Raw genomic sequence first — 25,919 nt, forward strand, 5'->3', positions numbered from 1 at the left:
AGACCACCGGTAGCCACAAAATATTGCCAACCGATGGTCTCCTCCATTTACTCTCTCCCGACCCGGGATGCCATCTTCTCCTTATACATCTCCTGATCCGCTTCCCCCTCTTCTACAAAAAGAATTTCGCAGGAATTATGAACCTGATTCAAAGTTTCCGGTTCATAATCTCCACTGTAACTGATACATACATCTTCTTTATCGAAAGCTGCTCTTAATTCATCAGCAATGTAATTATTTAAGTAAAAATCAGGAGCTTTCATAAATTCCTCCCTTTCTGACTCATATAAACTTTCTATTCATGAGCTTCACAGCAATGTATTCCTCGAATCATTACCTGCAGACAACATACATAAAATCGTTTTCTGTAATTTAGACCTACGAAAAAAAGAGCCGACAGATACAGCCAGCCCTTTTATCACAAGCATTAACAGCCTTTTATTATGTATGTACCGGGCAAGTAGCAGGCTCTAACGCTTCATTTCAAAATCCTGCCCTATATTGTGATGCATCTCGATTGTCTGCTGCATTTCCTGAGGGTCTGTCCATAACATATCCCCACTGACGGTATTTTTCATAGCACTGGCTGCATTTCCATATTCCAGCGCAGCCTGGCAGTTTCCATTCTCCTTTAATAATCCATACAGGAAACCGGAAATATAAGCGTCTCCGCTTCCGATTCTGTCTACAACCTCAATTTTCTCATAAGGCTTTTCTTCATAATAGCTGTCTGTTTTTTTCTCATAGATTACAGAACCAAAAGTATGGGACTTGGGACTGTGCACGATTCTCTGGGTTGCTGCAACTACAGCAATATCATATTCATCAGAAAAACTTTTCAGGATTTCTTTTATATCCCCTGTTTTTCCAAATGTGAGATTAGCTGTGGATTCTGAGCAGAAAAAGATATCTACAATGGGCAAAATCTTTGTAATGCAGTCTCTTGCCTCATCTCCGGTCCACAAATTCCCCCTGAAATTTACATCAAATGAGATCAATGCACCTTTTTCTTTGAATTTTTTCATCATTTCAATAGCATTTTCCCTTACCGGACCGCCAAGTCCCAAGGTAATTCCGCTGGTATGGAAGCATCTTGTATTTTCATACATTTCTTCTGGAAAATCTTCTAAAGATAATTTATTCACAGAAGAATACTTGCGGTCGTAAACCACCTGCGGTTTACGAGGATCTGCGCCATATTCGTAATAGTAAATTCCCAGTCTGGAATCTGCACTGTCATCTCCAGCCAGGTAATCCGTGTCAACACCGTTTCTTCTGATCTCCCTTTTCGCATAATTTCCAATGGCATGAGATGGAATCTTGGAGATAATACCTGTAGTAAGCCCCAGGTTGGCTGCGCCAACAGCTACATTTAATTCTGCCCCACCCAGCTGTTTCTCAAACCTGGTACCCTGGGTTAAACGTTCGTTTCCTTCTGGTGATAAACGAAGAAGCACTTCGCCTAATGCCAGCATATCAAATTTTTTTCCCATTTTATTATCCTCTTATATTCTTTACGATTTCTGCGGCTTCTCTGGTCAGCTTCTCAATTTCGTCAAACCTGCCTTCTGCGATCAGTTTGCCTTTTACCATCCAGCTTCCTCCACAGGCAAAAATACGATCGTATTCCAGATATTTCTTTACATTCTCCGGATTGATTCCGCCTGTTGGCATAAAACTTAAGGAAGTATACGGTGCTGCCATTGCCTTAATAAATGCCAGTCCACCAGCCTGCTCCGCCGGGAAAAATTTGATTACAGAAAGACCTCTGCGTACTGCCCGTGCAGCTTCAGATGGTGTAATGCAGCCTGGAAGCACCGGAATCTTTTTCTCAATACAGTAATCGACAATTTCCGGGTCAAAACCAGGGCTTACAATAAATTCAGCACCTGCCTGAACAGCACGGTCTACCTGCTCTACAGTGAGTACGGTTCCTGCACCCACTAGCATTTCTGGATGTGCCTCTTTCATGAGGTGGATAGCTTCACCTGCTGCTGCAGTTCTGAAAGTTACTTCTGCGCAGGCAAGTCCGCCATTACAAAGTGCATCTGCCAGCGACACTGCATCTTTCTCATTTTCAATTACTACAACCGGTACAATTCCCATTTTTTTAATTTTTTCCAATACTGTGTTCATACTTTCTCCTTTTTCACCACTTAATTACTACGAAAATCCTGTCTAACAATAGACATGAGCGTTTTTCGAACGCATCAAATTCATCATACCATTTTTTTATTTTTAACAGATAACCTCCATTTTTTAGCAGATATTTCTTTTTTATTATAAAATTCATCTGATGTGCTTATAATATATCTCACCATACTCTATTTGCAATATGTAATTACTACCAATTATTTCCTTCAATTTTAGGTTATTTTTCCATTTTGGCAGTTCTTTTTTGCAAGTTTCCTGCAACTATAGTCTTTTGCTTTGTGTGAAAACGTATGATGACAGTTGCAGATGAAGAAAAAAGTCTGCCGAAACGGCTGGCTATCTTTCAGCGAAGCACGAACTTTCTAAAAGAGATTTTACATATATTACCAAAAATCTCTTCTACAAGGAGGTGTAGATCCAGAGAAATTTATGGCTTACATTCGTACTCAGATTGTAGACGATAAAATGTATTATCTTCTCCTGGACGAAGTGCAAATGTTGGATTGTTTCGAATCCGTTCTAAACGGTTATCTCCGAAAAGACAATATGGATGAAAAACTGAAAAACACCTTCAGAACAGTAAAAAAATCCAAAATAACTTCCAGTACTATAAAGAAATATCTGGATTATTTTGAAGATTCTTTTCTAATTGAAGCAGCCGGTCGTTATAACATTAAGGGAAAAGCATATATCGAAACGCCGAAAAAATATTATTTTACAGATTTAGGACTCCGCAATGCAAGGATCAATTTCCGCCAGTTTGAACAGACTCATTCTATGGAAAATGTCATCTATAATGAGCTTCGCATGCGCGGTTACAATGTTGATGTGGGTATTATTCCCCCATTTTGCCGAATTCCTTCTGCTGTGGAAGCACAAAAGATCCTGCCCTGAAGATTTCTCCACAGGTGCAGGACCTTATCATTATTAAAACATTTTATTTGATCTTACGATATTTTCTCACTGTAAGTATCTCAATCACAACAAGAATAACTGCTGCCAACACATCGAGCATAATCAGGATCTTCTTCCAAAGAACCATAAAATATGCATTCTCCTCATTATATGCTCTGCTGTTTACCACTGTGTATAAAATGTTGTGGCAGGCTTTACGCATTGCATTCACAGAAGTAGCGCTCTGTGTATCCGTTACAGTTGCGTCTGGGGAATTCATTGGATTCAACATACTGTCCACACCGGAACGGATTGCTATATCCGCATCATAATAGCCATATCCAGCAAACATATCTGTAGAAACAAAGCCCTGGAAGCCCCACTCATCTCTAAGGACTGTGTTATTCAGCTCACTGCTTGCGCCGACCCACTTATCACCAATAAAACAATGTGCATCCATTACTGCACCTGTATGACCTTCTTTTACAGCAATCTCAAATGCCTTCAAATAAGTCTCTCGGATTGCCTGCTCTGTACTCCACAGGCAAAGCTGGTAAATTCGGTTTGTCTCCTGGTCATTCAGGGCAAAATGCTTCACATAACTGTATACGCCATACTCATCAGCACCTTTGATCTCATTTGCTGCCATAATTCCAGAAAGTACGCTGTCCTCTGAATAGTACTCAAAGTTTCTTCCGCCAAAAGCAGTTCTGTGAATATTCATTGCAGGTGCATACCATCCTGAAACATCCATCTCGTCTGCTTCTTTTCCTACGCTCTTACCCATTTCATAAGCAATATCCTTATTCCAGGTATTTGCAAGCATAACCTCTGTTGTAAATGCACTTCCGGTTGCTCCCGTATAGTTGTTGTAAATAGTTGCCGGACCATCATTGTCCGTTGTTGCTGCTTTATCAATGGAATCAATTGCAGTTGTCTGATAACCACCGCCTGCAATCAATGTGGTCATATCCTCAATAGAAAGCTCATCCAAAAGGCTGTCCCACATTTCGTCATCATAATCTTTTCCTCTGAGGGCACCAAGCTTAATTTTATTATCAGCGCCTGTAGTTGGCATTTCCTCTGAATTATCATTCATACTATCAATATCATAATTGGTGATATTCTGATAATTTGCTTTTCTATCCTCATCCATTGTGAAATCAATCGGAGCTGCTGTTGCCTCATCGTAATTCTCGAAGCCATTTTCTCTGCTCAGATAAACAACACCATCTCCTTCTGCAAAATCAAACTGATTTGTTGCAGTCTGCTGATCAGATTCTCTTGCATTGTCCTCATCATAAACGATGGTTTCAGGCACATTATACTCTACAGTATCCAGAATCGTATGTGCATCTGAACGAATACTCAGTTCATAGTCGCCTTCATCCAGAACATAGCAGCCTTCGTTCTTATAATCATAAGATGCCATATCTTCCTTGTTAATAGTAAACTCCAGAGTTTCTTTCTCACCAGAATTTAACACACCTGTTTTTCCAAAGTCAATCAGATTAGCAGCTGACTTTTCAATGCCGCCATTGGTATATGGCGGATTATAATAAACCTCTACTACATCTTTTCCTGCCACATCACCAGTATTCTCAACTTCGACAGTAAGCTTGATTCCCTCATCTGTTTCGCTTGAATCTACGATTTTCTGGGAAAAACTGGTGTAAGATAAACCATAGCCAAATGGATACTGAACTACTTTATCATAGTCAAAATCCATATTTCCAGCTTCCGCTTCTGCATATGCTGTTTCATAGAATTTATAGCCAACATAAATATTCTCAACATAGTTGACAAAGTTTACATCGTTCTGCTTTGTCTCACCGCTGAATGGATTGGCCTCTTCCCAGCCGAATTCATTCATATTTTCATAAGTGAAATCACCAAAATTGTTGAATGCAGGTGTTGCTGTCAGATCATATACATAAGTGTCAGCCAGTTTTCCAGAGGGATTTACTTCTCCATTAAGGATTTTTCCCAGTGCAGCGAAACCTGTTTCTCCAGCGCCTGGGCAACTGATCACACTGCCGATCTGGTCGTAATTCTCTACCCACCCAAGCTCCATTGCATTTGAGCTGTTGCAGATCACAATTACATGAGCAAAATTTTCACACACAATGTCTATCATATTTTTCTCAGTCTGGCTAAGTTCAAGGTAATGCTGTCCCTCTTCAAAATCGCTGTATTCGCTGCTGTTATCATTGTATGTATAAATTTTATTTCCTTCAGCATCTTTTGCTCCAAAGTCAGTAGGAAGATCGGTTCCCTCGCCACCAATTCGGGAAAGCACGATCACTGCTGTATCAGAGAATTCTTTTGCTTCATCCAAAATTTCATCTGTATAATAATCTGCTGTAGGTTCAGGCAAAGTCCAATCAACAGCTGTCATTCCAGCTTCGCCCCTCGCTTCCGCGTAAGAAGTATACATGTCAATTAAAGTCTGGTTTAAAGTATATCCACCTGCCTGGATTCCATCCAGAAGTGATACGCAGTTTGATGTATCAACTGCACCTGAACCGGTTCCGCCATAACACGGATTGGTAGACGCCCAGCCAAATACATTCAGGTTTTTCACGTCGGAAGAAAGGGGTAAGGTTCCATCATTTTTTAACAGAACAGAACCTTCTCCTGCAATATCTGTAATCAGGTTATTTGCCTCTTCTTTTGTCTCTGCTGAAACCTCTTTTACCGGATTTACAAGCACATCCAGCAACGTACTAAGGGGTCCGTTACAGATTAAGTTAAAGGACAGTACAAAGGAAAGGATTCCTGCACATAAGCACTGTTTTCTGATCATAAATTTTTTCTTTAAATCCTGTTTTTTTGCAGCAACAGCAACTGCAATTGCAATTATAATTACTGCAAGCATTCCGATCACATACGGAATACAGTTTTTTACTACCGTTATTACGTCACTTGTCTGCACCTCTAAGCCAGCCGCACTTACTTTTGATGTAAAACACAACAAGGACACACTGCTGCTAAGAAATATTGTTCTCAGCTTCTCTTTCATAGTTCTTTCCTCTCTTTCTTTGCATTTCCCAATGTCTTTTGGTATAGGAGAAGATAACAGACTTTTTTTCAAAAAGGAAGTAGTGTGGCACCAATTGTCAAATAGGGGTTCCAGATGTTTCGGACGGGGCATGAAATGTAAAAATAGGGCTTGAAATGTAGATATTCCAATGACGTTCGGAAATGGATTGTGCTATACTGAATATAAAATTTGAAACTTTTTCAAATACGCAATGCGTTTTATAAATATGGGGAGGTCTTATGAATTCTGTAATCAACAAATCCGTCCGTTTTGCAATTGCAGAGGACGAAGCGGCAATACGAAATTACCTGACGCTTCACATTATAGAAGCATTTCAAAAGCACAATTACCAAACAGACTGTGCTGAGTTTTCAGATGGCAATTCACTGCTTCAGTCTGTTCTAAAAGGAAACACCTACGATATTCTTTTTCTGGATATTGAAATGCCTGGATTAAACGGCATAAAATTAAGCTCAAAAATACGTGAGCTTGGTCTGCAAACCCTGATCGTATTTATCAGCAACAAATCTGAGCTTGTGTTTCAGTCTTTCGAAGTGAGACCGTTTCGATTTATCCGCAAAAATCATTTTCTGGAAGAACTTGCCCCTTTAACCCGTGATCTGATCTATGAAATGACCCGCAACGAAGAAAAAGCAATCACAATAGAGGAAGAAAAAAGCACTGCCGTTTACTCTTTTCACTGTAACGAAATTCAATATATTGAAGTAAACGGAAAACACTGCAAAGTTATCACTAACAAGGAAACTGTTTCTTTACGCCAGACCCTTTCCCTTTTTGAAACCAAATTAAACAATCAGGGATTTATAAAGCCTCATCGAAGCTATCTGGTAAATCACCGCTATATTTCCCGGATTGAAAAAAATCAGATTGTATTGGAAAATGGCGCTGTTCTTCCTTTAAGCAGAAATCGGATCACTGAAACACGAGCTCAGTTTATTTCATTGAAAATGCAGCATTAAGAGGAGTTATTTATGGAAATATTAAGCATTATCGTCAGCTGGCCGGAAGATGTTATCACTTTTTTCGTCCTTCTGGTTACATTAGTTTCCGCTTATAGTTTTAAAGAAAATAAATACATAAACAAATGGGCTTCTATTATTCTGTTTACTATTATTTTTGCCATTCCATTTAATGTGTTTGACGTGTTTTATGATGAATTTAATCTCTATCTCATTATGTTAATCGGATGTGGCCTGCTATATGCCTTGCTTTTTGTGAACTACGATTTGAAAAATGTTATGACAACTTTTGTTTCCTGCCTTTTTACTTTCGTCAGCATAAAGGGCTGCATTGGTATTCTTTTTTCACTGACGCTTTCCAGCTATGTAAGCCAATATAGTTTTAATTTTTTCTCCGCATTATTATACTATCTGGCAATCATTGCAGTATCTGCTTTCTATAAGCGCCATGCCTTAAAAAGTACATCTGTACAGCCTTATTCCTACTGGTTTTTCATGTTTCTCGCACCAGTTCTTATCTATACAGCAGACAGACTTCAGATATTATCTTATTTCTCTATTTGGGGAAGTTACCGGGTTCAGTCGTTTTATGGACTTTTACAGGAATTTGTGCTGTGCTTTTTAATCGTACTTGTATATTATCTTTCCTATCTGATGATCCGAAACTTTGATCACTTCATGGAGGTTTCCATGCTCAATCAAAGACAGGCACTTCAACTGGAACATCTGGAACGCTCTGCCGCGCTTGTAGAACAACTGCACCGCGATAAGCATGAGATGAAAAACCTGTTTTTTTATTTGCAGGCAGAACTTCAACTAAAAAAATATGATGACCTGGAAACATTTGTAGAGCATAACCTTTCACAGCGTTATGATCGCCTGGAAGAATTTAATACCGGGAACAAATTTGTAGACTATCTTTTGACTCAAAAAGCAAATGAGGCAAAGGATTCCAATATTAAATTTATGGCAGATGTTCAGCTTCCACCTGAAATTTCCATCGAAGAAAATGACCTGTGCAGTCTTCTCATGAATCTTATGGATAATGCCATCGATGCCTGCCGCAAGGAAAAAAATGGCGACATTCAGCTGCAAATCCACACTGATTCCCAGTATCTCTATATTTCCATAAAAAACTGTTCCTCAGTTGACGTATTAAAAAGCAATCCGCTTCTAATCACATCAAAAAAAGATTCCGGCAACCACGGCATTGGAATGCGTGTAATCCGCTCCATTGTCACTAAATATCAGGGCTACTTTCAAAACCACTGGGAAAATGGGCTGTATGTCGTAGATATTATGCTGACATTATAGATACGTTTTCAGACTTATTTTTACCAAAAAAGAATAGTAATTAAGAAATTCATAACATTATAGAAGAGATTTTGGGATATTCGTACCAAAATCTCTTCTACTGTATGTCAATATCTTTATTCCCCCAGCGTCAACATAGTATCAATACAAGCCTTCGCCTTCACTCTCACATTCTCATCCAGCTTGATCTCTTCTCCGCCCTGACCGCAGACGCAATTATAGACATCCATCAAGGTTGTCAGTTTCATATTGTGGCATACGCAGTCCTTTGACAGCGGATAAAATTTCTTGTCCGGGCACTCGTACTGAAGATGCTGAACAATGCTGTTCTCTGTTCCGATAATAAATTCTTTGGCATCGCTTTCCTTGGCATATTTCATAATTCCAGTTGTACTTCCGATATAATCTGCCATTGCAGAAACCTCTGGCAGACACTCCGGATGAACCAGTAACTTCGCTTCCGGATGAGCTGCTCTGGCTTTTTTTACATCTCTTACAGACATTCTAAGATGGGTTGGGCATCCCCCGTGAACAAACTTGAACGTTTTTTGCGGAACCTGCTTCTCCACCCATGCGCCAAGGTTGCAGTCCGGGATAAACAGAATCTTGTCATTGTCGATATTGTTCACAATCTTCAACGCAGAAGAAGAAGTTACACACACATCACAAATCGTTTTCAGTTCGGAAGTGGTATTAATGTAAGCCACAACCGTGTGGTCCGGATTAGACTCCTTCAGTGCGGAAAGCATCTCCACATCCAGTTGCTCTGCCATTGGACATCCTGCGCCGCTGTTGGAAAGGTAAACCTTTTTCTCCGGGGAAAGGATCTTCACAGTTTCTGCCATAAATCTTACACCACACATCAGCACGTTCTTCTGCGGAGCCTTAGCCGCCTGCTGGCTCAGTCCATAAGAGTCACCTGTGTAATCTGCTACCTCCAGAATCTCATGGCTCTGGTATGCATGCGCCAAAATGCAGATATCTTTTTCCTTCTTTAAACGCAGAATTTCATCCTGCAGCTGTCTTGTTGTCATCATAATCGTTTTTCACTCCTGTGTTTTCATTTATTCCGGAACTTTAATTTTCCATGTATGCCCGAATGTGTTCTTAAATATCTTCTTACCCTCATTGGCTGCTAATAGCTCCACTCTTTTCGGACATTTTCTTAGGATTATATTACCTGCCGTCCTCACTGTCAACAAAAAAGTTTACAGCTATCTTGTCAATTGTAAAGTTTAGTGATATACTACAGGGCATGTCGTTCGGAAAATTTGAATCCGCACGCACCATTGTAATCATTCACAGAGAAATTTCATAAGCCTGCGCTTCAGATTACTTTTGCAAAATTTCTCTGTACACCAAATTTATCCACGAAAAAAGGACCATCAATTATGAAAACAGATATCCTCATCGCAGGAAGCGGCTGCTCCGGTCTTTACTGTGCCCTCCAGCTTCCCCGCGACAAAAAAATCATCGTCATCACCAAGTCCGACCTTACCAGTAACGATTCCTTTCTCGCTCAGGGCGGCATGTGCATGCTGAAAGAACAGTCCGACTATGACAGCTTTTTTGAAGACACCATGAAAGCCGGACACTACGAAAATGACAAAAAATCCGTAGAGATCATGATTAAAACCTCCCCGGAGGTTGTCAGGGATCTTGTTTCTTACGGTGCCCAGTTCGAGCGAAATGAAGACGGCAGCCTTGCCTACACCAAAGAAGGAGCCCATTCCACCAACCGTATTATTTTCCACGAGGATGTAACCGGAAAAGAGATCACCAGCACCCTGCTCCGCGAAGTCCAGAAGCTTTCCAATGTAGAACTTCTGGAATACACAACCCTGGTTGATATTCTGGAAAAAGACAACCACTGCTACGGCGCTGTGATCCGCCGTCCAGATGGTTCCCTTGACACCGTTACTGCAGCCTATACCGTTCTGGCCAGCGGAGGTGTAGGTGGACTTTACAGACATTCCACCAACTTCCGCCACCTTACCGGCGACGCACTTGCTATTGCAGGTAAGCATAATATTGAACTGCAGAACCCGGATTACGTGCAGATCCACCCTACCACCTTCTACACCAAACATCCGGAAGACCGCAGCTTTCTGATTTCCGAATCTGTCCGTGGCGAAGGTGCCAGACTTTACGACAAAAACATGAACCGTTTCGTAAACGAGCTGCTGCCTCGTGATCTTCTTTCCCAGAAAATTCACGAACAGATGGCAAAAGACGGCACCGACTTTGTCTGGGAAGACCTGCGCACCATCCCGGCAGAAACTCTTCGCCACCATTTTCCAAACATTGTTGAACACTGCAGGGAAATGGGCTATGATGTTTTCAAGGAATGTATCCCGGTTGTTCCGGCACAGCATTATTTCATGGGCGGCGTAAAAGTGGATTATCAAAGCCGTTCTTCCATGGAAAATCTCTATGTAGTAGGAGAAGCTGCCTGCAACGGTGTCCATGGCAAAAACCGCCTGGCAAGCAACTCCCTGCTGGAAAGCCTTGTTTTCGCAAGACGTGCGGCGCAGGATATGGCAGAGCATGATCTTAAGAATGCTTCACCCCAGAATGCTAGCGAAATTGCTGATTACCTTGCTTCCCACGTAGACTTCACCCCATACCAGGACATTCAGACCCTGGCCGAAACTTATCATCACCTTGCCACACAGGCCATCACCCTTGGCCAGAATCCAGAAGGCAGAAAGGAATTTTTATATGTATGATCAGGTAACTCTCGGATTAAATGTTGATCCGTTCATTTTAAGCGCATTAAAAGAAGATATCACAAGCGAAGACGTATCCACTAACAGCGTTATGCCCAATCCCACCCCAGGCGTTGTAGATCTTATCTGCAAAGAAGATGGAATCATCTGCGGGCTCCAGGTTTTTGAGCGTGTTTTCACACTTCTGGATCCATCCACCAGAGCTGAATTCTATGTAAAAGACGGAGACCACGTAGAAAATAAACAGCTTGTGGGAAAAATTTACGGAGATATCCGTGTGCTCCTTTGCGGAGAAAGAACCGCTCTTAACTATCTCCAGAGAATGAGCGGAATCGCCACCTACACAAGCCAGGTTGCAGCTCTTCTTGAGGGAACCGGGATCAAGCTTCTGGACACCAGAAAAACCACTCCGAATAACCGTATTTTCGAGAAATATTCCGTTCGCGTAGGCGGCGGCAATAACCACCGCTATAATCTTTCCGACGGCGTTCTTCTCAAGGACAATCACATCGGTGCCGCAGGCGGCGTAAAACAGGCCATCTCCATGGCAAAAGCCTACGCTCCTTTTGTCCGCAAAATTGAAATAGAGGTCGAAAACCTGGATATGGTAAAAGAGGCAGTAGAAGCTGGTGCGGACATTATCATGCTGGATAATATGACCACTGAACAGCTGAAAGAATCCATCGACTACATTGCCGGACGTGCCGAAATTGAAGTTTCCGGAAATGTAACAAAAGAAAATATTGCCAGACTCACTGGTTTGGGTGTAAATTATGTATCAAGCGGAGCACTTACACATTCCGCTCCTATTATGGATTTATCTATGAAGAATCTTCATCCGGTGGAGTAAGCCCTATTCGGCTGAACTCCCCCACCGACAGCAATTATCAGAATGGAAGTCATCTGTTTCCCGCCATCAACACGTCCCAAAACATGTTTGACAAAGGCTCTACACGGTAACAGATAACTTTCATCACAAACCAGCAGACAGGAGATAAAAAATGAAAGGTGAAGAAAGACGAAAACAACTTCTGAATATCCTATCTTCCAGCAATAATCCCGTTTCCGGCGGTACCTTAGCTAAGGAATTAAATGTAAGCCGCCAGATTATTGTCCAGGATATTTCTCTCCTGCGTGCCAACGGAGCCACCATTTTTTCCACCAACAAAGGCTATCTGCTCCAGGAGGACAGGAAATATTCCAGAGTTTTTAAGGTTTATCACACAGATGATCAGGTTGAAGAGGAATTAAGCACCATCGTAGACGCCGGCGGCCAGATTCGCGACGTATTCGTCTACCACAAGGTCTACGGCGTGCTGAAAGCTGACATGGGAATCAAATCCCGCCGCGACATCCGCGCCTACATGGAGGAAATCAGCACCGGCAAATCCAGCCTTCTGAAAAATGTAACCTCCGGCTACCACTACCACACCATCGACGCCGAAAGCGAAGAAATCCTGGATGCCATTCAGGAAGAACTTCAGCAGAAGGGGTTCCTTGCGAAATTACAGGACTACGAGCCCGTGGATTTCTGGGGCGGTCAGGAATAAAAAGCGAAAAAAATTTAAGAACCAGGCTGAGCACAAGTCTCATCCTGGTTCTTGTTATTCCAAAAGAATTTCAATCAACTCTGTTGTATTTAGAATATTTGAAAATATAAGGAAAACGCAATCTGTTACCTTCGTCTGACTATGTTTCTTTCCTGGTAATAGCGTTCCTTGTTCTTATACATTCTTTCATCTGCTTCTTTGGCGATGTCATAGATGTTATCCCATTCTTTCTCAGAACTGAAAACATATCCCCATGAGATTGTCATAGAATCCACCAGATTCCCATGCCATTGTGCAACACGCCGGTCAAAGCTTTCTATTATGCTTTGAAATTCCTTTGTATTTCCGGTGATGATCACAACAAACTCATCTCCTCCGATTCTGTAGACATTTCCATACTTTCCAAAACTTTCCCTCATACAATTGGCCGCTGCACATATAAGTTCATCGCCTGCAGCATGTCCAAGAGAATCATTTGTATGTTTCAGGTTATTAAGATCCATGGAAATATATATCCATTCCTCGCGGAGATCAAGGTTGTTTATCCTTTCTTCGTATGCATGTCGGTTAAAGCATCTTGTAAGTTCATCTGTGTTTGATATGTACAGCAGTTTTTCTTTTTCATATTTTTCTTTCATAACTCTTGAAAGCAGGTAGAACATACAGCAGGAAGCCAATACAAGATACACGCCAACTATGAGAACCGCAAAAATATTTCCTTGCCGATAAAAGGAACTGTCTATAGTTACAGCTACAATATAGTCATCATACTGACTGAGTAAACATTTGCAGCGTTTTCCACCTATCCTTATGAGTCGGACATCTGTCTCGCCGCTTTTTTTATCAGATGATACAACAAGCCCTTCCAGTTTCACGCCTATCTGTCTGGAATCCGTAGCACCTTTTACAATTTTGGTCTGGGAGTCTGCCACGAAAATTTCGATTCCCTTATAAACAGGCATATCACTTACTACAGCGGAGATTTCATTTTGCTTTAGTTCTTTAAGCAGACGCTTTGGTTCGATGCCGATCTGGATCATTCTGGTACCGGCTTCGTTCCATGTAATGGCATACATCAGTTCCTTTCCTTCAGCGGTATTCGGAGTAACATCCTGACACATGGTAAGCTTTTTATCTGTAAGCATAGGCTTAAAATATTCCATCTGCTCTCCGGAGTCAAAACTGAAGCCATAGTATTTTGGCAAAGTACCACTGTAGATATATCCGTTTTTATCAAACAGATGAATTTCGTCTACTAATATCAAATCTGCTATTTTCTGCAATTCTTCTACATCATATTCCACCTGTGGTTTTGCATCTATAATATAGGATACAGCCTTTGCTCTTACTATATAATCGTCCTTTAGCGATTCGATGAGTCCATTTTCACTATCATCATTTTTATTGAGCACGGTGATAACACGATCCAGCAGTACTTTTGACATCCTGTATGTATTACTGTCATTGACATACTTTAAAATTCCGGCTTCAAGCAATAATGCAATCGCAATGGTTGCAAACGCTAAAAAAACAAGCTTTTTTTTCTTCATAAATATATTTTATCATAATTTCCATATGTAAACCATACATAATTTGCATGAATTTTCTCCGAAATTACCGTTCGGTTACTGTTCACTCCGTTCACAGTAACGCGCTTCGCGATGCACAGAAATCATGCATTCGCATGATTTCGCGCCGCAATTCTCGGGTTTTCTGTGAACTTTGTTCACAAAAAACGCCTCGCGGAATGCTACCAGTGAACAGTAACACCGTTCGTTACTGCTCACTCCATTCACAGTAATGCGCTTTGCGATGCACAAAAAGACGAACCTTCTTGTGACAAGCACAAGAAGTAGCGTTCACAACCTGGCCGGCAACTCATAAGATTTTTTTGTTATGTAAACCAATCATACTCGCCTAATTGCCTTTCAAAAACTGTTGAATATGATACCTTCTTATTGTCACGAGCAAAAAAATTACCTCATCTCGTGCGCATAATTCCCCCATATTTTCACATACTATCCATACACTACAAAATATGGAAACCCACAAAACAAACAAGCTCTATAGTGTGTTTAAAAAAGTCAATTGTTTCCCACAATTGCATCATAAAGTACAGGAGGAACAGATAAATGAAAGCCACAGGAATCGTAAGAAGAATAGATGATCTGGGCCGGGTGGTCATCCCAAAAGAAATCCGTCGGACCCTGCGAATCAAAGAAGGTACCCCACTTGAAATTTTCACCGACCGTGAAGGTGAAATCATTCTGAAAAAATACTCCCCAATCGGAGAGCTTAGCCTTTTTGCAAAAGAATACGCCGAGTCCCTCTCCCATTCCACCGGCATGCTTTCCTGCATCACTGACCACGACCAGGTAGTAGCTGCTGCCGGTCCGGGAAGTAAGGAATTCATTGGAAAATTGATCAGCAGCCAGCTGGAAGCTGTTATCAATGACAGAGAAGCCAAATGTCTTAGTGCCAGAGACCGTGGCAAAGTCCCTGTGGTGGATGAACAGCCGGCTCCATCCACATCCCAGGTCATCCAGCCCATCATAGCCGCCGGAGATGCTATCGGCAGTGTCATCCTCATGGGAAAAACCGACAAAGACATTCCCGGCGCCAGCGAAAAGCTTCTGGCGCAGACCGCCGCCGGGTTTCTTGGACGACAGATGGAACAATAATTTTGTTATCGCTGCAGTCAACGTCTCGATAGAGCCTGTTTGAAAAATCATTCCCGCAATCTGCCAGTGAACAGAAACTAAAAAACTGCTGTATCCATTTAACCCCTCTTCAAAGTCCATTAAATGGTACAGCAGTTTTCGAATTTATATACCTCAACAATCCTGTTCTGTTTTCTCTTCAGATACAGTGCTACCCTGCTTGCCCTGATCCCGCATCTTCTGCCTCTGCCTGGTAATATCAAAATACTCCGGCGAAATAATCCCACGGGCAACCAGTGCATCAAAAACCTCCTTCTGCGACCGCGTCATCACCATACCCACAGTTGAATTATAATCTGTAAGCACACATCCTGTCTTCTCGATCATCCAGAACAGTGCCGAATCATTCTCCGGGATCATCTTCCAAATCTCCTTCTCCGGATATGGCAAAAGCGCCATCATGGTCTGAAGATGGCCCTTCTCCTCAATCAATCTGTAATCCCCATCCGGCATAATAACGCCATCTGAGAAATTCGGAATCTGATCAGCTTTCTGCAAAAGCTCCTCTGTAATCTTCACCACAAGTTACCCCCTGTAAATTATTTCTAAACGGACATGTTTTCCCCTATTATACCATGCCGCTTATATAAGTGCCACCAATTTAAATTTTCTCATTTTCATGAATTAATGAATAACCTCCAATTTTCTGGACACCCTATAAATACAGACAGGTACAACAGCTGTGAACAGAATGTATGTAGAGGTGAAAAGAATATGAGGAAAAACAGAACAGCAAAATTTATTTTCAACGGCGCTCTCCTTGCAGTTATGGCAGTTCTCGGAGTGACCGCTTACCAGGTTGCAAACAAACCAGAACATATTCAGGAAGTGCTTCCATTGGAAAGCACCAAGGAAAATGACACTGCCAAAGCAGATGGAGCCAACTCAACTGATGATTCGTCCCTTGCAGAAGCAGGTACTAACATGGTAGAAGCAGATCTGGACGGAATTTCCGATACCGGAATCCTAGACAGTGAGTCTTTGATAAACGAATCAGATAATTCATCCGCAACAGACATGGCAAGCCTTGACAATACCGTGGACTTAACCAATTCTGCTGACATTAACGATACCGCTGATATTTCCAGCTCCTCTGACATTGGAGAAAGTACCAGCGTAAACGCCCAGATCTCCCTGCACAAAGGACCGGAAATCAACTTCTCGGAAGATACATTAATGGAGTGGCCGGTAAACGGACATGTTCTCATTGATTACAGCATGGATCAGAGTGTTTACTTCCCAACTCTGGATCAGTATAAACTGAGCCCTGCGATTTCCGTACAAGCAGTGGAAGGTGCCCCTGTAGTTTCCGCAGTAAACGGAACCGTATATTCGATTGAAAATAATGCCCAAACTGGCACTACCGTCACCATGGAGCTTGGAAACGGCTACCAGGCAATCTATGGTCAGCTTACTGATCTGGACGTTGCTGAAGGCGATACCGTCACCAAAGGTTCCATCATAGGCTATGTCGCAGCTCCTACCATTTATTACAGCGAAGAAGGCAGTAACCTGTACTTCGCCATGAAAAAAGACGGAGAACCAATCGACCCGATCACGTATCTGCCGTAAAAAAAATTCAGTCCATGAAATATCAACATTCACAAAAGTAAAAAAACAACGTATAATAAAGCAGGTGGGAAAATCCGCAGTCGGTACCTAAATCCTACCTGCTTTTTCCAGTCCTTCCAGGCAGCTAAGAGCCCGGAACCCGCCATGGTAGCCATTCTGACACGCTATAGTATTCTTTTGGACTGCAAATAATATACCAGCTTACCGATTGCTTTTTATAAAAATAAGGAGCATTGTCAGCCAGTTAACAGCATGACGATACTCCTTTACATAAATATTTATTTAATTCCTAAACGGACATGTCGCCTGTTGGCGACATCACCATATATGAAAGTCAGCTGTTCCGCGCCTATAGCGCTCCCACAGCTGCCGACCGCATTCGTAATCCGGGCTATCACCCTACTTACTCATACGCTCTAGCCCGTCCGATATCCAAGAATTTGCTCATGCAAGCATGGCTCATTCTTGGCTGCCGTCCGGGACTTTCATAGTAAAACATTAAGAACTTTCACCTTACAACCCAAAAAGGAGCCCCATGAATTACACCTACATCGTCCAGTGTGCCGACGGTACTCTTTACACCGGATGGACAAACTGTCTGGAAAAGCGCCTGAAAGCCCACAACAGCGGCAAAAACGGAGCCAAATACACCAAAACCAAACGTCCGGTAACTCTTGTCTACTACGAAGGCTACGCCACCAAAGAAGAAGCCATGAGCCGGGAATATGCAATCAAACAATTGACCCGGGCCAAAAAATTAGCCCTGATGGAATTTTAAAGGAGGTCACAGTTCCTTCTAAATATTAAAAGTTATAAAAAAACTTGTCTAAAATATTTTACCTTACCCTATCATCAAATCGGCATATTCGCCACAAAACAATACATCACAATAAAATGACACGCGCTTCCCAGCATAATAAATACGTGGAAAATCTCATGTGACCCAAAATTCTTATGTTTCGCATTAAAGATGGGAAGCTTCAATGCATAGATCACACCGCCAATCGTATAAATAATTCCCCCCGCCAGCAGCCAGCCAAATCCAGCCTTAGGCAATGCATGAATAATTGGCATGAACGCAAGCACACACAACCAGCCCATTCCAATATACAGCACAGAAGAAATCCATTTCGGACAAGTCACCCAGAATGCCTTAAATACAATTCCCAGAATTGCTGTCGCCCACACAAGTGCGCAAAGTATATATCCAATCTTGTTATGAAGAACAATCAGGCACACCGGCGTATAGCTTCCCGCGATCATTACAAAGATCATCATATGATCCAGCTTCTTCAGTCTGCGGTTCACCTTCGCCGTAGAATCAACGGAATGATAAAGAGTACTTGCCGCATAAAGCAGCATCATCGTAAGAATAAACACTCCCAGTGCCACAATATGAATATGATCGCTCCACTCTGACGAGCGAATCAATAAAGGCGCTGCTCCCACTGCTGCCAGAAGAAAAGCAATCCCATGTGTAATCGCACTTCCCGGATCTTTTAATTTAAATTTCATGATAGCACCTCCTAAAACTTTTCCAAAGTAACTTTTCCAGAAATCAGTCTGGTTCCTAGGTTTATAATGTTTCGCAAACTTTATCATGTAGTTTTAATTACTACATCATAAAGTATGTGTTATACTATAACACTTTTTTTGAAAAATGCAAGGGGTTTTACAAAACTTTTATAATAAAAGTAATTTTTTGACTTTCAGCAACATTTTTCACCTTCCCATCTCCATCACCACCTCAACCTCCATCTCCGGAAAATATGTCTCCAATATCTCCTCCCAGCTACTCCCTTTCTTCGCCATCTCATTCCCCCCATACTGGGAAAATCCAAGCCCATGTCCTTTTCCTTTACATAAAAAGCGTACCATTTTTCCTACTTTCTGCACGGAAAAATCTGCGGAAGCCAGATGCATGCCCTGGCGAAAAGTCTCACCCTCAAGCCAGTTTCCATCAGCTGTCAGCGCAGTCACATAACCGGCACTATCTCGCTTTTTGACCACCAGCTTCGCAGGAAGCTGACTGGCAGGCACATATGCACTGTTTACATAGCCTGGAGCCTCCCTGTCCTGACTGCTTTCCACTGATTTCAGATAGCCATATTCTGCACTGTGAAAAACTTCTGTCCCATCCCTGGTTTTACCGCTGCTGATCTCATGATACGGAACTAATTTCAGCTTTCCATTATATGTAAGAACCTGCCCGGCCGTTGCCTCTGCCGCTGCTCCATACTGCTGCAGCTTATCCACCGCACTCAGTAATTTCCAAACGCCTCCATATCCAACAACAAAACTCCTGCCACTATTTAATTCTGCTATTCGGAAGGATAACACCTCTTCATCTTCTGTCGCAGCTGTCATTTGCTCAACTCTTCTTTCCCTGTTTTTCCCTGCGATACTTTCACTTACTTCATCCAGAATTTCTCCTTCACTTTCCCCCTCCTCCAGCCGCCTGTACACCTCCGACCTTGCAATCACCGCCTGAGCTTTCACCGCTTCCTCCGCATAATCCCCTTTCATCTGTACCAGCAACATCAGCGGAACCATATCCTCCACCCCCGGAGAATGCAGTAAAAGTGCTTTATCCGCCCCATTCAAGGCGATTGTACACATATACGGCAATAATAAAATGAATGGAATAAACAGCCCTGAAGAATAAAAGCTCCGAAACCATTTTCTCATATATTTCCTGCACTTTGCCATTGCTTAAAAATAATCGGCATACCTGATGTTCTAGAGCCTGTTTGAAAAATCATTCCTGCAATCTGCACGCCCCACTTTGCGGTATATTTCACCCGAATTCGGTTGTCGTAGCCCGCTACGACGCCCTCATCCGGGCAAAATCTCCCACAAATTGTGACGCACATCTTGCAGAAAGCCTTTTTCAAACACGCTCTAGGTTTCAAGAATCTTTCTCGCTTTGCCGCATAAGCAACAGCTCTCCTGACTCTCTCATTTCTCCCTATTATATGCACAATTGCAAAAACTTATTAACCGTAGTATACTGTACCCATTGTTGCGCAGACACGGTAACAAAGCGTGTAACTGCTAATTTTCAAAGTAAATATAACGGAGGTTTTTCATGGCCGCACTCTTTCTCGCACCCCTATACATCCTGATCAATGCATACGTTGTCCGTTGGATGATACGATGGATGGGCGCCTGTCACAGACTTTTTCAGACAATGGCATTTCGCGCTTCCTTTATAGGAGTTTACATAATATTAGCAACAGCCCTGCTCACCGGCTTTCTCATCAAAAAGCCGGCCAACCTGCACCGTATTCTCAAGCATACAGGTAACTATTTTCTCGGAACTTTCATCTATATTCTGCTGGTAATCGCTGTCGTTGATTTTGGCCGTCTGATACTGAAATACATATTCCATGCCCCGTTTATCGGGCACCGCAGCACTTTCGTCATCACAGGCCTGATCTGCACCATACTGATCATCAGCCTCAGTGTTTACGGAATCCTTCATGTAACCCATGTGAAAACTACACCTTATGAGATAAACGTTGAAAAAACAGTTGACGGCATGGATTCCCTGAAAATAGTCCTTCTCGCTGATACCCATTTCGGCTACAGCATGGGAACCGCCCAGGCAAAACGAATTGTGAAAAAGATCAATACTGAAAATCCAGATGTAGTCTGTATCGCAGGTGATATTTTCGATAATGAATATGACGCCATTTCCAAACCAGATAAATTAAAAGAAATTTTAAAAGGAATTAAGTCCAAATATGGAGTTTACGCCTGCTGGGGCAATCACGACCTGAACGAACCAATCCTGGCAGGTTTCACCTTCAACGGAACAGAAGATAACTACAACGATCCCAGAATGGAAGAATTTCTTACAGACGCAGGAATCCACCTGCTAGACGATGAAGCTGTTCTGATCGACAACAAATTTTATATTGTCGGCCGCCGGGATGCCTCCCGCTGTGAAAAAGTAGAAGGCTCCAGAGCCACTCCGTCCCAGCTTACCGAATCGCTGGACCAGGGAAAACCAATTATTTTCATTGACCATCAGCCAAAAGAATTGGACAAGACAGCTGCTGCCGGTGTTGACCTTGACCTTTGTGGTCACACCCATGACGGCCAGATTTTTCCCGGAAACCTGATTATCCATCTATTCTGGGAAAATTCCTGTGGCTACCTTCGAAAAGGAACTATGCACAACATTGTCACTTCCGGGGCCGGGATCTGGGGTCCGAACATGAGAGTCGGCACCAACAGCGAAATCTGTCCGATTACAGTTCATTTTAACAATTAATGTAACTATTCCGCAGATGCTATACCGCGAGATGTTTTCATGAACATAGTTCACAGTTACCTATTAATTTTTCAAATATTGCCGGTTCAGATTTTAAGCCATTCCAACCATGCTTCACTGTATTTATATACAGAGCCAACCATTACATATCCACCTGACAATATAGGTTTCATAGTTACATTAAATCAACCGATTATGCCTCTACGGACTGCCTCTGCACCCCCATCGTTCCATGCAAGGCAGTCCTTTCTCATGTGAAACATCCCGTATCCGATTTCCCCTTCTTCCTCGCAGCCCAGCCCTTTCCACTAAAGCCTGTCCACGCTTCACCACATCTATTCCTTCCAGCATCTTTCCCTGGAAAAATCTTCCCACTATACCTTTTTCATATATCTCATAAGCTTCATGCGCGCCCAGCTCCCAGCCAGTCACCACACTCAGCCATCCATTCATCCTTACAGCCAGTCCGCCGATTTCATCAATCAGTCCCTTTATTCCCTGCATACCCCGTCCATTTTCACTCATCACTCCCATGAAAAAACAAGTCACCACGGTCATCACCATATTGAAACGTTCTTTCAAACTGAATTTATTTTCCCGGTTGAAATATTTTTTCAATAATCTCATAAAGGCCCTCCTTCTTGTCATGCCTGTCCAAAATCCAAAAGCTTATCACCGCTGCTGTCTCCTAATGCAATTAACTTTGTACCATTTCGGGCACTTTTTCTGCCTCCGGCAGACTGCACGGACAGCTCACAGCAAACAGCCGCCAGAATATGTTTGAAAAAACTCCTCTGCGAACTGCGCACTTTTCGTGATTGTGCAGGGTCTAGTACATCAAATATTAAGTAACTGCCATATTGACTTGTCTGATTTTTCATCTGCTGCGTCAATATAGCAGATACTTAATTTTCGATGTACTAGTAATATTTATGTCTGCCAATACAACCCATAGAACCATTTTTTATAAATTTTCCCCATTTCACCCCTTATTGACACACTTGTCCCCCACTGCTACAATAACCCTAACAACAACTTTTACCGCTTTCCCAAAGAAAGGAGCACCCTATGGCAAAAGAACAGATTGCAGTTGCAGAACTGATTACAAACATTATTCTGGGAAAAACGGACGGAGCCAGCCGGGTAGATTTCTTCCCGCAAAAGCCTAAATTTCCATTTGACAAACCATACGAGCAGCCATTTCCCCGCGCCACGCCGGAGAGCCAGGGTATTTCCTCTGACATGCTGGCCGACCTGCTGCGGGATCTGGACACTTCACACTATACAGACATGCACCATTTCATGGTTCTCCGAAATGGAAAGGTCATCTGCGAGGCTAATTTCGCCCCCTACCGCAGCCGAATCTGGCACGTGACCCATTCCATGTGCAAAAGCATCACCGGCATGGCAATTGGTCTTCTGGTTGAGGAAGGCAAGCTTTCTCTGGACGAGAACATTTACGACATTTTTCAGAAAAAGCTGAACACCTTTAACAAGATTTTCCGCCCTAAAGTCACTGTAGAAAATCTTCTCACAATGACCAGCGGCGTCACTTTCAACGAATCTGGGATCGTCTCTGGAAACGACTGGCTCACCAGCTACCTGAATTCTTCCATCAGCGGCACCCCCGGGGAAAATTTCCAGTACAACAGCCTGAATACCTACGTTCTGTCCGCCATCGTCACGGAACGCACCGGTCAGTCACTTACCGAGTATCTGGAACCACGGCTTTTCGCTCCCCTTGGAATCACCCGCTATTTCTGGGAAACCTGCCCTAAGGGCATTACCAAAGGCGGCTGGGGACTTTTCCTCTGCACCGAAGACATGGCAAAATTAGGTCAGCTTTATCTACAAAAAGGTAAATGGAACGGTCAACAGATTATCCCGGAATTCTGGGTTGAAGTCTCCACCGCCAAGCATAAGGAAAGCATTGAAGGTACTTTCGGCTATGGCTACCAGCTGTGGATGGAAGCTCGCCCGGGCAGCTTTGAATTCAATGGAATGCTTGGTCAGAATGTGATTGTCTACCCTGACATGAACATGGTAGTCGTCACAAACGCCGGAAATAACGAACTTTTCCAGAACTGCGTCATGCTGAACATTATCCGCAAGCATTTTCCGCGCAACTTTCATCCTGCAGATATTCTGCCTGAAAACCCATGTGCCCAGACACTCCTGAACCGCCTGACTGCCGAGCTTGAAAACGGCACTCACGCGCCTCAGACACTTCCAGCCCTCCGAAAAGGCGGCTGGAGAAAAAATCCATCTGGGCTCCGCCACAGTACTAACGCCAGACCGAATACCTGGAATTACATGAAAGGACTTCCTGAACCGAATCCTTACCAGTTCACCCAACAGCTTAATGGCAAAATTTTTGAACTTTCTCCACAGAGCATTGGTCTTTTCCCGCTGTTTATCCAGATTTTCCACAATAATATGACGGAAGGTGTGCAAAAGATTTCATTCGCCTGTGAAAAAGGCAATTTCTCCGTAAACTTTCTGGAATCCGGCGAATGGCACAGCATCCCGACCGGACTTGGAAAATTCAAAGAATCCTGGCTTACCCTCCACGAGGAAAGCTATCTGATTGCAGCCTCCGGAGATTTCACTACAGATGAAAACGGAACCGCCGTCCTGAAGCTGGACTTCACTTTCCTTGAAGAATGTGTTCGAAGAAAAATCAACATTTTCTTCCTGCCTGAAGATGAAATTCTCATCCGCTGGTACGAAACACCAGGCAAAGGCATGATCATGGAAGGTCTGGAATCCATCACCGAAGAAATCTCCAACAACTTTCTCTATGGAGCCTTCAAGGGAACAGGCGGCCTGGAGCTCCTTCACAGGGTAATGGAACAGACTATTGAACCGGTTTCGCATGGGTATCTGGTGACACCTGCTGAAGTGGCTCCGGAACAGGGATCAGTTTCATCCTTAAATGAATCAGATTGCAGAGAACTTTCAGCAGAACCCAGTGAAATAACGACCACTTCCTATTCTACAGAAAGTTTGTAATGCACCATATATCGCACTTTAATAGCAATAAAATTTTTTTCGACCAAATATGCGGTCAATCAGGAGGTACCCCATGATTTCCCAGGAAAAACGCTTAATCATCACCTTTCGCTGCACCACCGACGCCATCGCCATGGAGAAATCCTGCAAAGCCACTGGTGCTCCAGGAAGACTGATTCCGGTTCCAAGAAGTATCTCTGCCAGCTGCGGACTTTCCTGGTGTGCGCCCCCCACAAGCCGCACTACCCTTGAGAAACTACTTCAGGAGCAAGACCTGGATCCAGAGGGCATATATGAGTGTATAATTTAATTATTAAACAGGCTCTAGAGCGTGTCTGAAAAAGGCTTTCTGCAAGATGTGCGTCACAATTTGTGGGAGATTTCGCCCGGATGAGGGCGCCGTAGCGGGCTACGGCAACTGAATTCGGGCGAAATATACCGCAAAGTGGGATGTGCAGATTGCGGGAATGATTTTTTAAACAGGCTCTAATGCAGTACAAATTAATTTTCAGCATTACTCACGCAATATATTAAAAATTTACTGTGTCAGAGTATCCATTACTTAATATATGCTGTATTATAGAGTCTGTTAAAAAATATCAATTCAAAAAATACAATATAGATAGTAGGAGGAATTACACATGGCAACCAAAACATTTGATGCAAGAGGAATGGCCTGCCCACTCCCAGTTGTAAACGCAAAGAAAGAATCCGAAGAAATGACAAATGGCGGCACCCTTATCATTCTCGTTGACAATGAAATTGCCGTCCAGAACCTTACCAAATTTGGCAACAGCAAAGGCTTTACAGTCTCTTCTGAGAAAAAAACAGAGAAAGATTTCACCGTAACCTTCCAGATTCCGGAAAACAGCACAACCTCAACACCAGCAGCTGAATCTGCCGTTCCCGCCTGCACCCCGGATTCCAAAAAACATGGTCTTGTAGCCGTCCTTTCCGCCAATACCATGGGAAATGGTGAAGAACAGCTTGGAAAGATTCTTATGAAATCCTTCATTTTCGCTCTCACCAAACAGGATCAGCTCCCAGAGATCATTCTGTGCTACAACTCCGGAGCATCCCTTACCTGCGAAGACTCCGATTCCCTGGAAGATCTGAAATCTTTGGAAGCCGAGGGTGTAAAGATTCTCACCTGCGGTACCTGCCTTGATTTCTATGGTTTAAAAGAAAAACTGGCAGTTGGTGGCATTACTAATATGTACGAAATTGTAGAAATTATGGAAAGCGCAGGAACTATCGTGCGCCCATAATAATTACTGTTTACTCCGTTCACAAAATACCTTGCAGAACATTACCAGTGAACAATAAACCTATAATTCTCTAAATAACTTCTAAATAATGAAAATCCACGCTTTAAAATCACTAATTTTCTCAGTAATCAAATTTTTGGCCTTAAGAAAATTTCAAAATTAAAGCGTGGATTTTTACTATTATATGAGACATATCTGAGACATCTTATTTTCAATGGGATACAAATGGGACATATGCTTGGGATTAATTAGAGCGTGTTTGAGAATTATAAGAAAATATAAAAAGACCGGAAACCCTCATAAATAAAGAATTTCCGGCATTTCTTGAAGTGAAGCATCGGGGATTCGAACCCCGGACAACTTGATTAAAAGTCAAGTGCTCTACCAACTGAGCTAATGCTCCA

Annotated in this window: 26 protein-coding genes and 1 tRNA gene; 14 read left to right on the forward strand and 13 right to left on the reverse strand. The window is 42.6% G+C overall.

Going from position 1 to position 25,919, the window contains the following annotated elements; genetic code table 11:
- Positions 1-47: 47 nt before the first annotated feature.
- The 3 genes from AB5642_RS05940 to eda all read right to left on the reverse strand — a co-directional run bounded on the left by AB5642_RS05940 (position 48) and on the right by eda (position 2,136).
- The gene (locus tag AB5642_RS05940) at positions 48-263 is read right to left on the reverse strand and encodes a hypothetical protein (RefSeq protein ID WP_195391714.1); all 216 of its coding nucleotides are present in this window, start codon (positions 261-263) and stop codon (positions 48-50) included.
- A 207-nt stretch (positions 264-470) separates the two neighbouring features.
- The gene (locus AB5642_RS05945) at positions 471-1,493 is read right to left on the reverse strand and encodes a sugar kinase (RefSeq protein WP_173736461.1); all 1,023 of its coding nucleotides are present in this window, start codon (positions 1,491-1,493) and stop codon (positions 471-473) included.
- A gap of 4 nt (positions 1,494-1,497) precedes the next feature.
- Positions 1,498-2,136, reverse strand: coding sequence for a bifunctional 4-hydroxy-2-oxoglutarate aldolase/2-dehydro-3-deoxy-phosphogluconate aldolase (gene eda / locus AB5642_RS05950; protein ID WP_195391715.1), 639 nt, complete (start codon positions 2,134-2,136; stop codon positions 1,498-1,500).
- A gap of 447 nt (positions 2,137-2,583) precedes the next feature.
- Here eda and AB5642_RS05955 point away from each other — a divergent pair, with 447 nt between their 5' ends.
- Complete coding sequence (locus tag AB5642_RS05955) at positions 2,584-3,048, forward strand: hypothetical protein (protein ID WP_330608471.1); 465 nt, start codon at positions 2,584-2,586, stop codon at positions 3,046-3,048.
- A gap of 43 nt (positions 3,049-3,091) precedes the next feature.
- Here AB5642_RS05955 and AB5642_RS05960 read toward each other — a convergent pair whose 3' ends face one another.
- A complete protein-coding gene (locus AB5642_RS05960) occupies positions 3,092-6,070 on the reverse strand; it encodes a glycoside hydrolase family 3 protein (RefSeq protein ID WP_118583207.1) in 2,979 nt (992 codons plus the stop codon).
- A 260-nt stretch (positions 6,071-6,330) separates the two neighbouring features.
- Here AB5642_RS05960 and AB5642_RS05965 point away from each other — a divergent pair, with 260 nt between their 5' ends.
- On the forward strand, positions 6,331-7,071 hold the full coding sequence (locus AB5642_RS05965) for a LytTR family DNA-binding domain-containing protein (protein ID WP_118583205.1): 741 nt from the start codon (positions 6,331-6,333) through the stop codon (positions 7,069-7,071).
- Positions 7,072-7,083: 12 nt separating this feature from the next.
- Complete coding sequence (locus AB5642_RS05970; protein ID WP_195391716.1) at positions 7,084-8,385, forward strand: sensor histidine kinase; 1,302 nt, start codon at positions 7,084-7,086, stop codon at positions 8,383-8,385.
- Between the two features lie 116 nt (positions 8,386-8,501).
- Here the strand turns inward: AB5642_RS05970 and nadA are convergent, their stop codons facing one another.
- The gene (gene nadA / locus AB5642_RS05975) at positions 8,502-9,419 is read right to left on the reverse strand and encodes a quinolinate synthase NadA (protein WP_347708956.1); all 918 of its coding nucleotides are present in this window, start codon (positions 9,417-9,419) and stop codon (positions 8,502-8,504) included.
- Positions 9,420-9,776: 357 nt separating this feature from the next.
- Here nadA and AB5642_RS05980 point away from each other — a divergent pair, with 357 nt between their 5' ends.
- The 3 genes from AB5642_RS05980 (at position 9,777) to AB5642_RS05990 (ending at position 12,664) form a co-directional block, all read left to right on the forward strand.
- Complete coding sequence (locus AB5642_RS05980) at positions 9,777-11,114, forward strand: L-aspartate oxidase (RefSeq protein ID WP_195982909.1); 1,338 nt, start codon at positions 9,777-9,779, stop codon at positions 11,112-11,114.
- On the forward strand, positions 11,107-11,964 hold the full coding sequence (gene nadC / locus AB5642_RS05985) for a carboxylating nicotinate-nucleotide diphosphorylase (protein ID WP_173717473.1): 858 nt from the start codon (positions 11,107-11,109) through the stop codon (positions 11,962-11,964). Before AB5642_RS05980 ends, nadC begins: the two co-directional genes overlap by 8 nt.
- 151 nt (positions 11,965-12,115) lie before the next feature.
- Positions 12,116-12,664 carry a transcription repressor NadR gene (locus AB5642_RS05990; RefSeq protein ID WP_173717472.1) on the forward strand — a complete coding sequence of 183 codons (549 nt, stop codon included), beginning with the start codon at positions 12,116-12,118 and terminating at the stop codon, positions 12,662-12,664.
- A 125-nt stretch (positions 12,665-12,789) separates the two neighbouring features.
- Here the strand turns inward: AB5642_RS05990 and AB5642_RS05995 are convergent, their stop codons facing one another.
- A complete protein-coding gene (locus tag AB5642_RS05995) occupies positions 12,790-14,214 on the reverse strand; it encodes a GGDEF domain-containing protein (RefSeq protein ID WP_195982908.1) in 1,425 nt (474 codons plus the stop codon).
- Between the two features lie 582 nt (positions 14,215-14,796).
- Between AB5642_RS05995 and spoVT the strand changes: the two genes are divergently transcribed.
- A complete protein-coding gene (gene spoVT / locus AB5642_RS06000) occupies positions 14,797-15,345 on the forward strand; it encodes a stage V sporulation protein T (protein WP_173772838.1) in 549 nt (182 codons plus the stop codon).
- A gap of 153 nt (positions 15,346-15,498) precedes the next feature.
- Here spoVT and AB5642_RS06005 read toward each other — a convergent pair whose 3' ends face one another.
- On the reverse strand, positions 15,499-15,906 hold the full coding sequence (locus AB5642_RS06005) for a hypothetical protein (RefSeq protein ID WP_226837975.1): 408 nt from the start codon (positions 15,904-15,906) through the stop codon (positions 15,499-15,501).
- A 192-nt stretch (positions 15,907-16,098) separates the two neighbouring features.
- Between AB5642_RS06005 and AB5642_RS06010 the strand changes: the two genes are divergently transcribed.
- Positions 16,099-16,956 carry a M23 family metallopeptidase gene (locus tag AB5642_RS06010; protein ID WP_118583191.1) on the forward strand — a complete coding sequence of 286 codons (858 nt, stop codon included), beginning with the start codon at positions 16,099-16,101 and terminating at the stop codon, positions 16,954-16,956.
- Between the two features lie 535 nt (positions 16,957-17,491).
- Positions 17,492-17,734: a GIY-YIG nuclease family protein gene (locus AB5642_RS06015; RefSeq protein ID WP_148463437.1), complete on the forward strand. Its 243-nt coding sequence runs from the start codon at positions 17,492-17,494 to the stop codon at positions 17,732-17,734.
- 74 nt (positions 17,735-17,808) lie between these two features.
- Here the strand turns inward: AB5642_RS06015 and AB5642_RS06020 are convergent, their stop codons facing one another.
- The 3 genes from AB5642_RS06020 to AB5642_RS06030 form a co-directional block, all read right to left on the reverse strand.
- The gene (locus AB5642_RS06020; RefSeq protein ID WP_118583187.1) at positions 17,809-18,471 is read right to left on the reverse strand and encodes a hemolysin III family protein; all 663 of its coding nucleotides are present in this window, start codon (positions 18,469-18,471) and stop codon (positions 17,809-17,811) included.
- A gap of 207 nt (positions 18,472-18,678) precedes the next feature.
- Entirely contained in the window at positions 18,679-19,644 is a 966-nt protein-coding gene (locus AB5642_RS06025) for a SpoIID/LytB domain-containing protein (RefSeq protein WP_173719533.1), read from the reverse strand.
- The gene (locus AB5642_RS06030; RefSeq protein WP_302672392.1) at positions 19,641-19,829 is read right to left on the reverse strand and encodes a DUF6783 domain-containing protein; all 189 of its coding nucleotides are present in this window, start codon (positions 19,827-19,829) and stop codon (positions 19,641-19,643) included. The genes AB5642_RS06025 and AB5642_RS06030 overlap by 4 nt, the downstream gene beginning before the upstream one ends.
- Here AB5642_RS06030 and AB5642_RS06035 point away from each other — a divergent pair.
- Positions 19,749-20,081, forward strand: coding sequence for a DUF6783 domain-containing protein (locus tag AB5642_RS06035; protein ID WP_308768500.1), 333 nt, complete (start codon positions 19,749-19,751; stop codon positions 20,079-20,081). The two genes, AB5642_RS06030 and AB5642_RS06035, sit on opposite strands and share 81 nt — an antisense overlap.
- Positions 20,045-21,235: a metallophosphoesterase gene (locus AB5642_RS06040; protein ID WP_195391718.1), complete on the forward strand. Its 1,191-nt coding sequence runs from the start codon at positions 20,045-20,047 to the stop codon at positions 21,233-21,235. Before AB5642_RS06035 ends, AB5642_RS06040 begins: the two co-directional genes overlap by 37 nt.
- A gap of 201 nt (positions 21,236-21,436) precedes the next feature.
- Here AB5642_RS06040 and AB5642_RS06045 read toward each other — a convergent pair whose 3' ends face one another.
- On the reverse strand, positions 21,437-21,862 hold the full coding sequence (locus AB5642_RS06045; RefSeq protein WP_195391719.1) for a hypothetical protein: 426 nt from the start codon (positions 21,860-21,862) through the stop codon (positions 21,437-21,439).
- Between the two features lie 441 nt (positions 21,863-22,303).
- Here AB5642_RS06045 and AB5642_RS06050 point away from each other — a divergent pair, with 441 nt between their 5' ends.
- Both AB5642_RS06050 and AB5642_RS06055 read left to right on the forward strand, forming a co-directional pair.
- The gene (locus tag AB5642_RS06050; RefSeq protein ID WP_195391720.1) at positions 22,304-24,247 is read left to right on the forward strand and encodes a serine hydrolase; all 1,944 of its coding nucleotides are present in this window, start codon (positions 22,304-22,306) and stop codon (positions 24,245-24,247) included.
- Positions 24,248-24,320: 73 nt separating this feature from the next.
- Positions 24,321-24,557: a DUF3343 domain-containing protein gene (locus tag AB5642_RS06055; protein ID WP_195391721.1), complete on the forward strand. Its 237-nt coding sequence runs from the start codon at positions 24,321-24,323 to the stop codon at positions 24,555-24,557.
- Here the strand turns inward: AB5642_RS06055 and AB5642_RS06060 are convergent.
- Positions 24,490-24,762 (reverse strand): DUF6783 domain-containing protein, encoded by a 273-nt coding sequence (locus AB5642_RS06060; protein WP_306467813.1) that lies wholly within the window; start codon positions 24,760-24,762, stop codon positions 24,490-24,492. The two genes, AB5642_RS06055 and AB5642_RS06060, sit on opposite strands and share 68 nt — an antisense overlap.
- Before the next feature lie 126 nt (positions 24,763-24,888).
- Here AB5642_RS06060 and yedF point away from each other — a divergent pair, with 126 nt between their 5' ends.
- Positions 24,889-25,515 carry a sulfurtransferase-like selenium metabolism protein YedF gene (gene yedF / locus AB5642_RS06065; RefSeq protein ID WP_195391722.1) on the forward strand — a complete coding sequence of 209 codons (627 nt, stop codon included), beginning with the start codon at positions 24,889-24,891 and terminating at the stop codon, positions 25,513-25,515.
- Between the two features lie 330 nt (positions 25,516-25,845).
- Here the strand turns inward: yedF and AB5642_RS06070 are convergent.
- Positions 25,846-25,918 (reverse strand) — tRNA-Lys (locus tag AB5642_RS06070).
- Between the last annotated feature and the right edge of the window lies 1 nt (position 25,919).

The sequence above is a fragment of the Ruminococcus sp. 1001136sp1_2201st1_G3_2201SCRN_220225 genome (assembly GCF_040924365.1).
GTDB lineage: Bacteria > Bacillota > Clostridia > Lachnospirales > Lachnospiraceae > Blautia_A > Blautia_A faecis.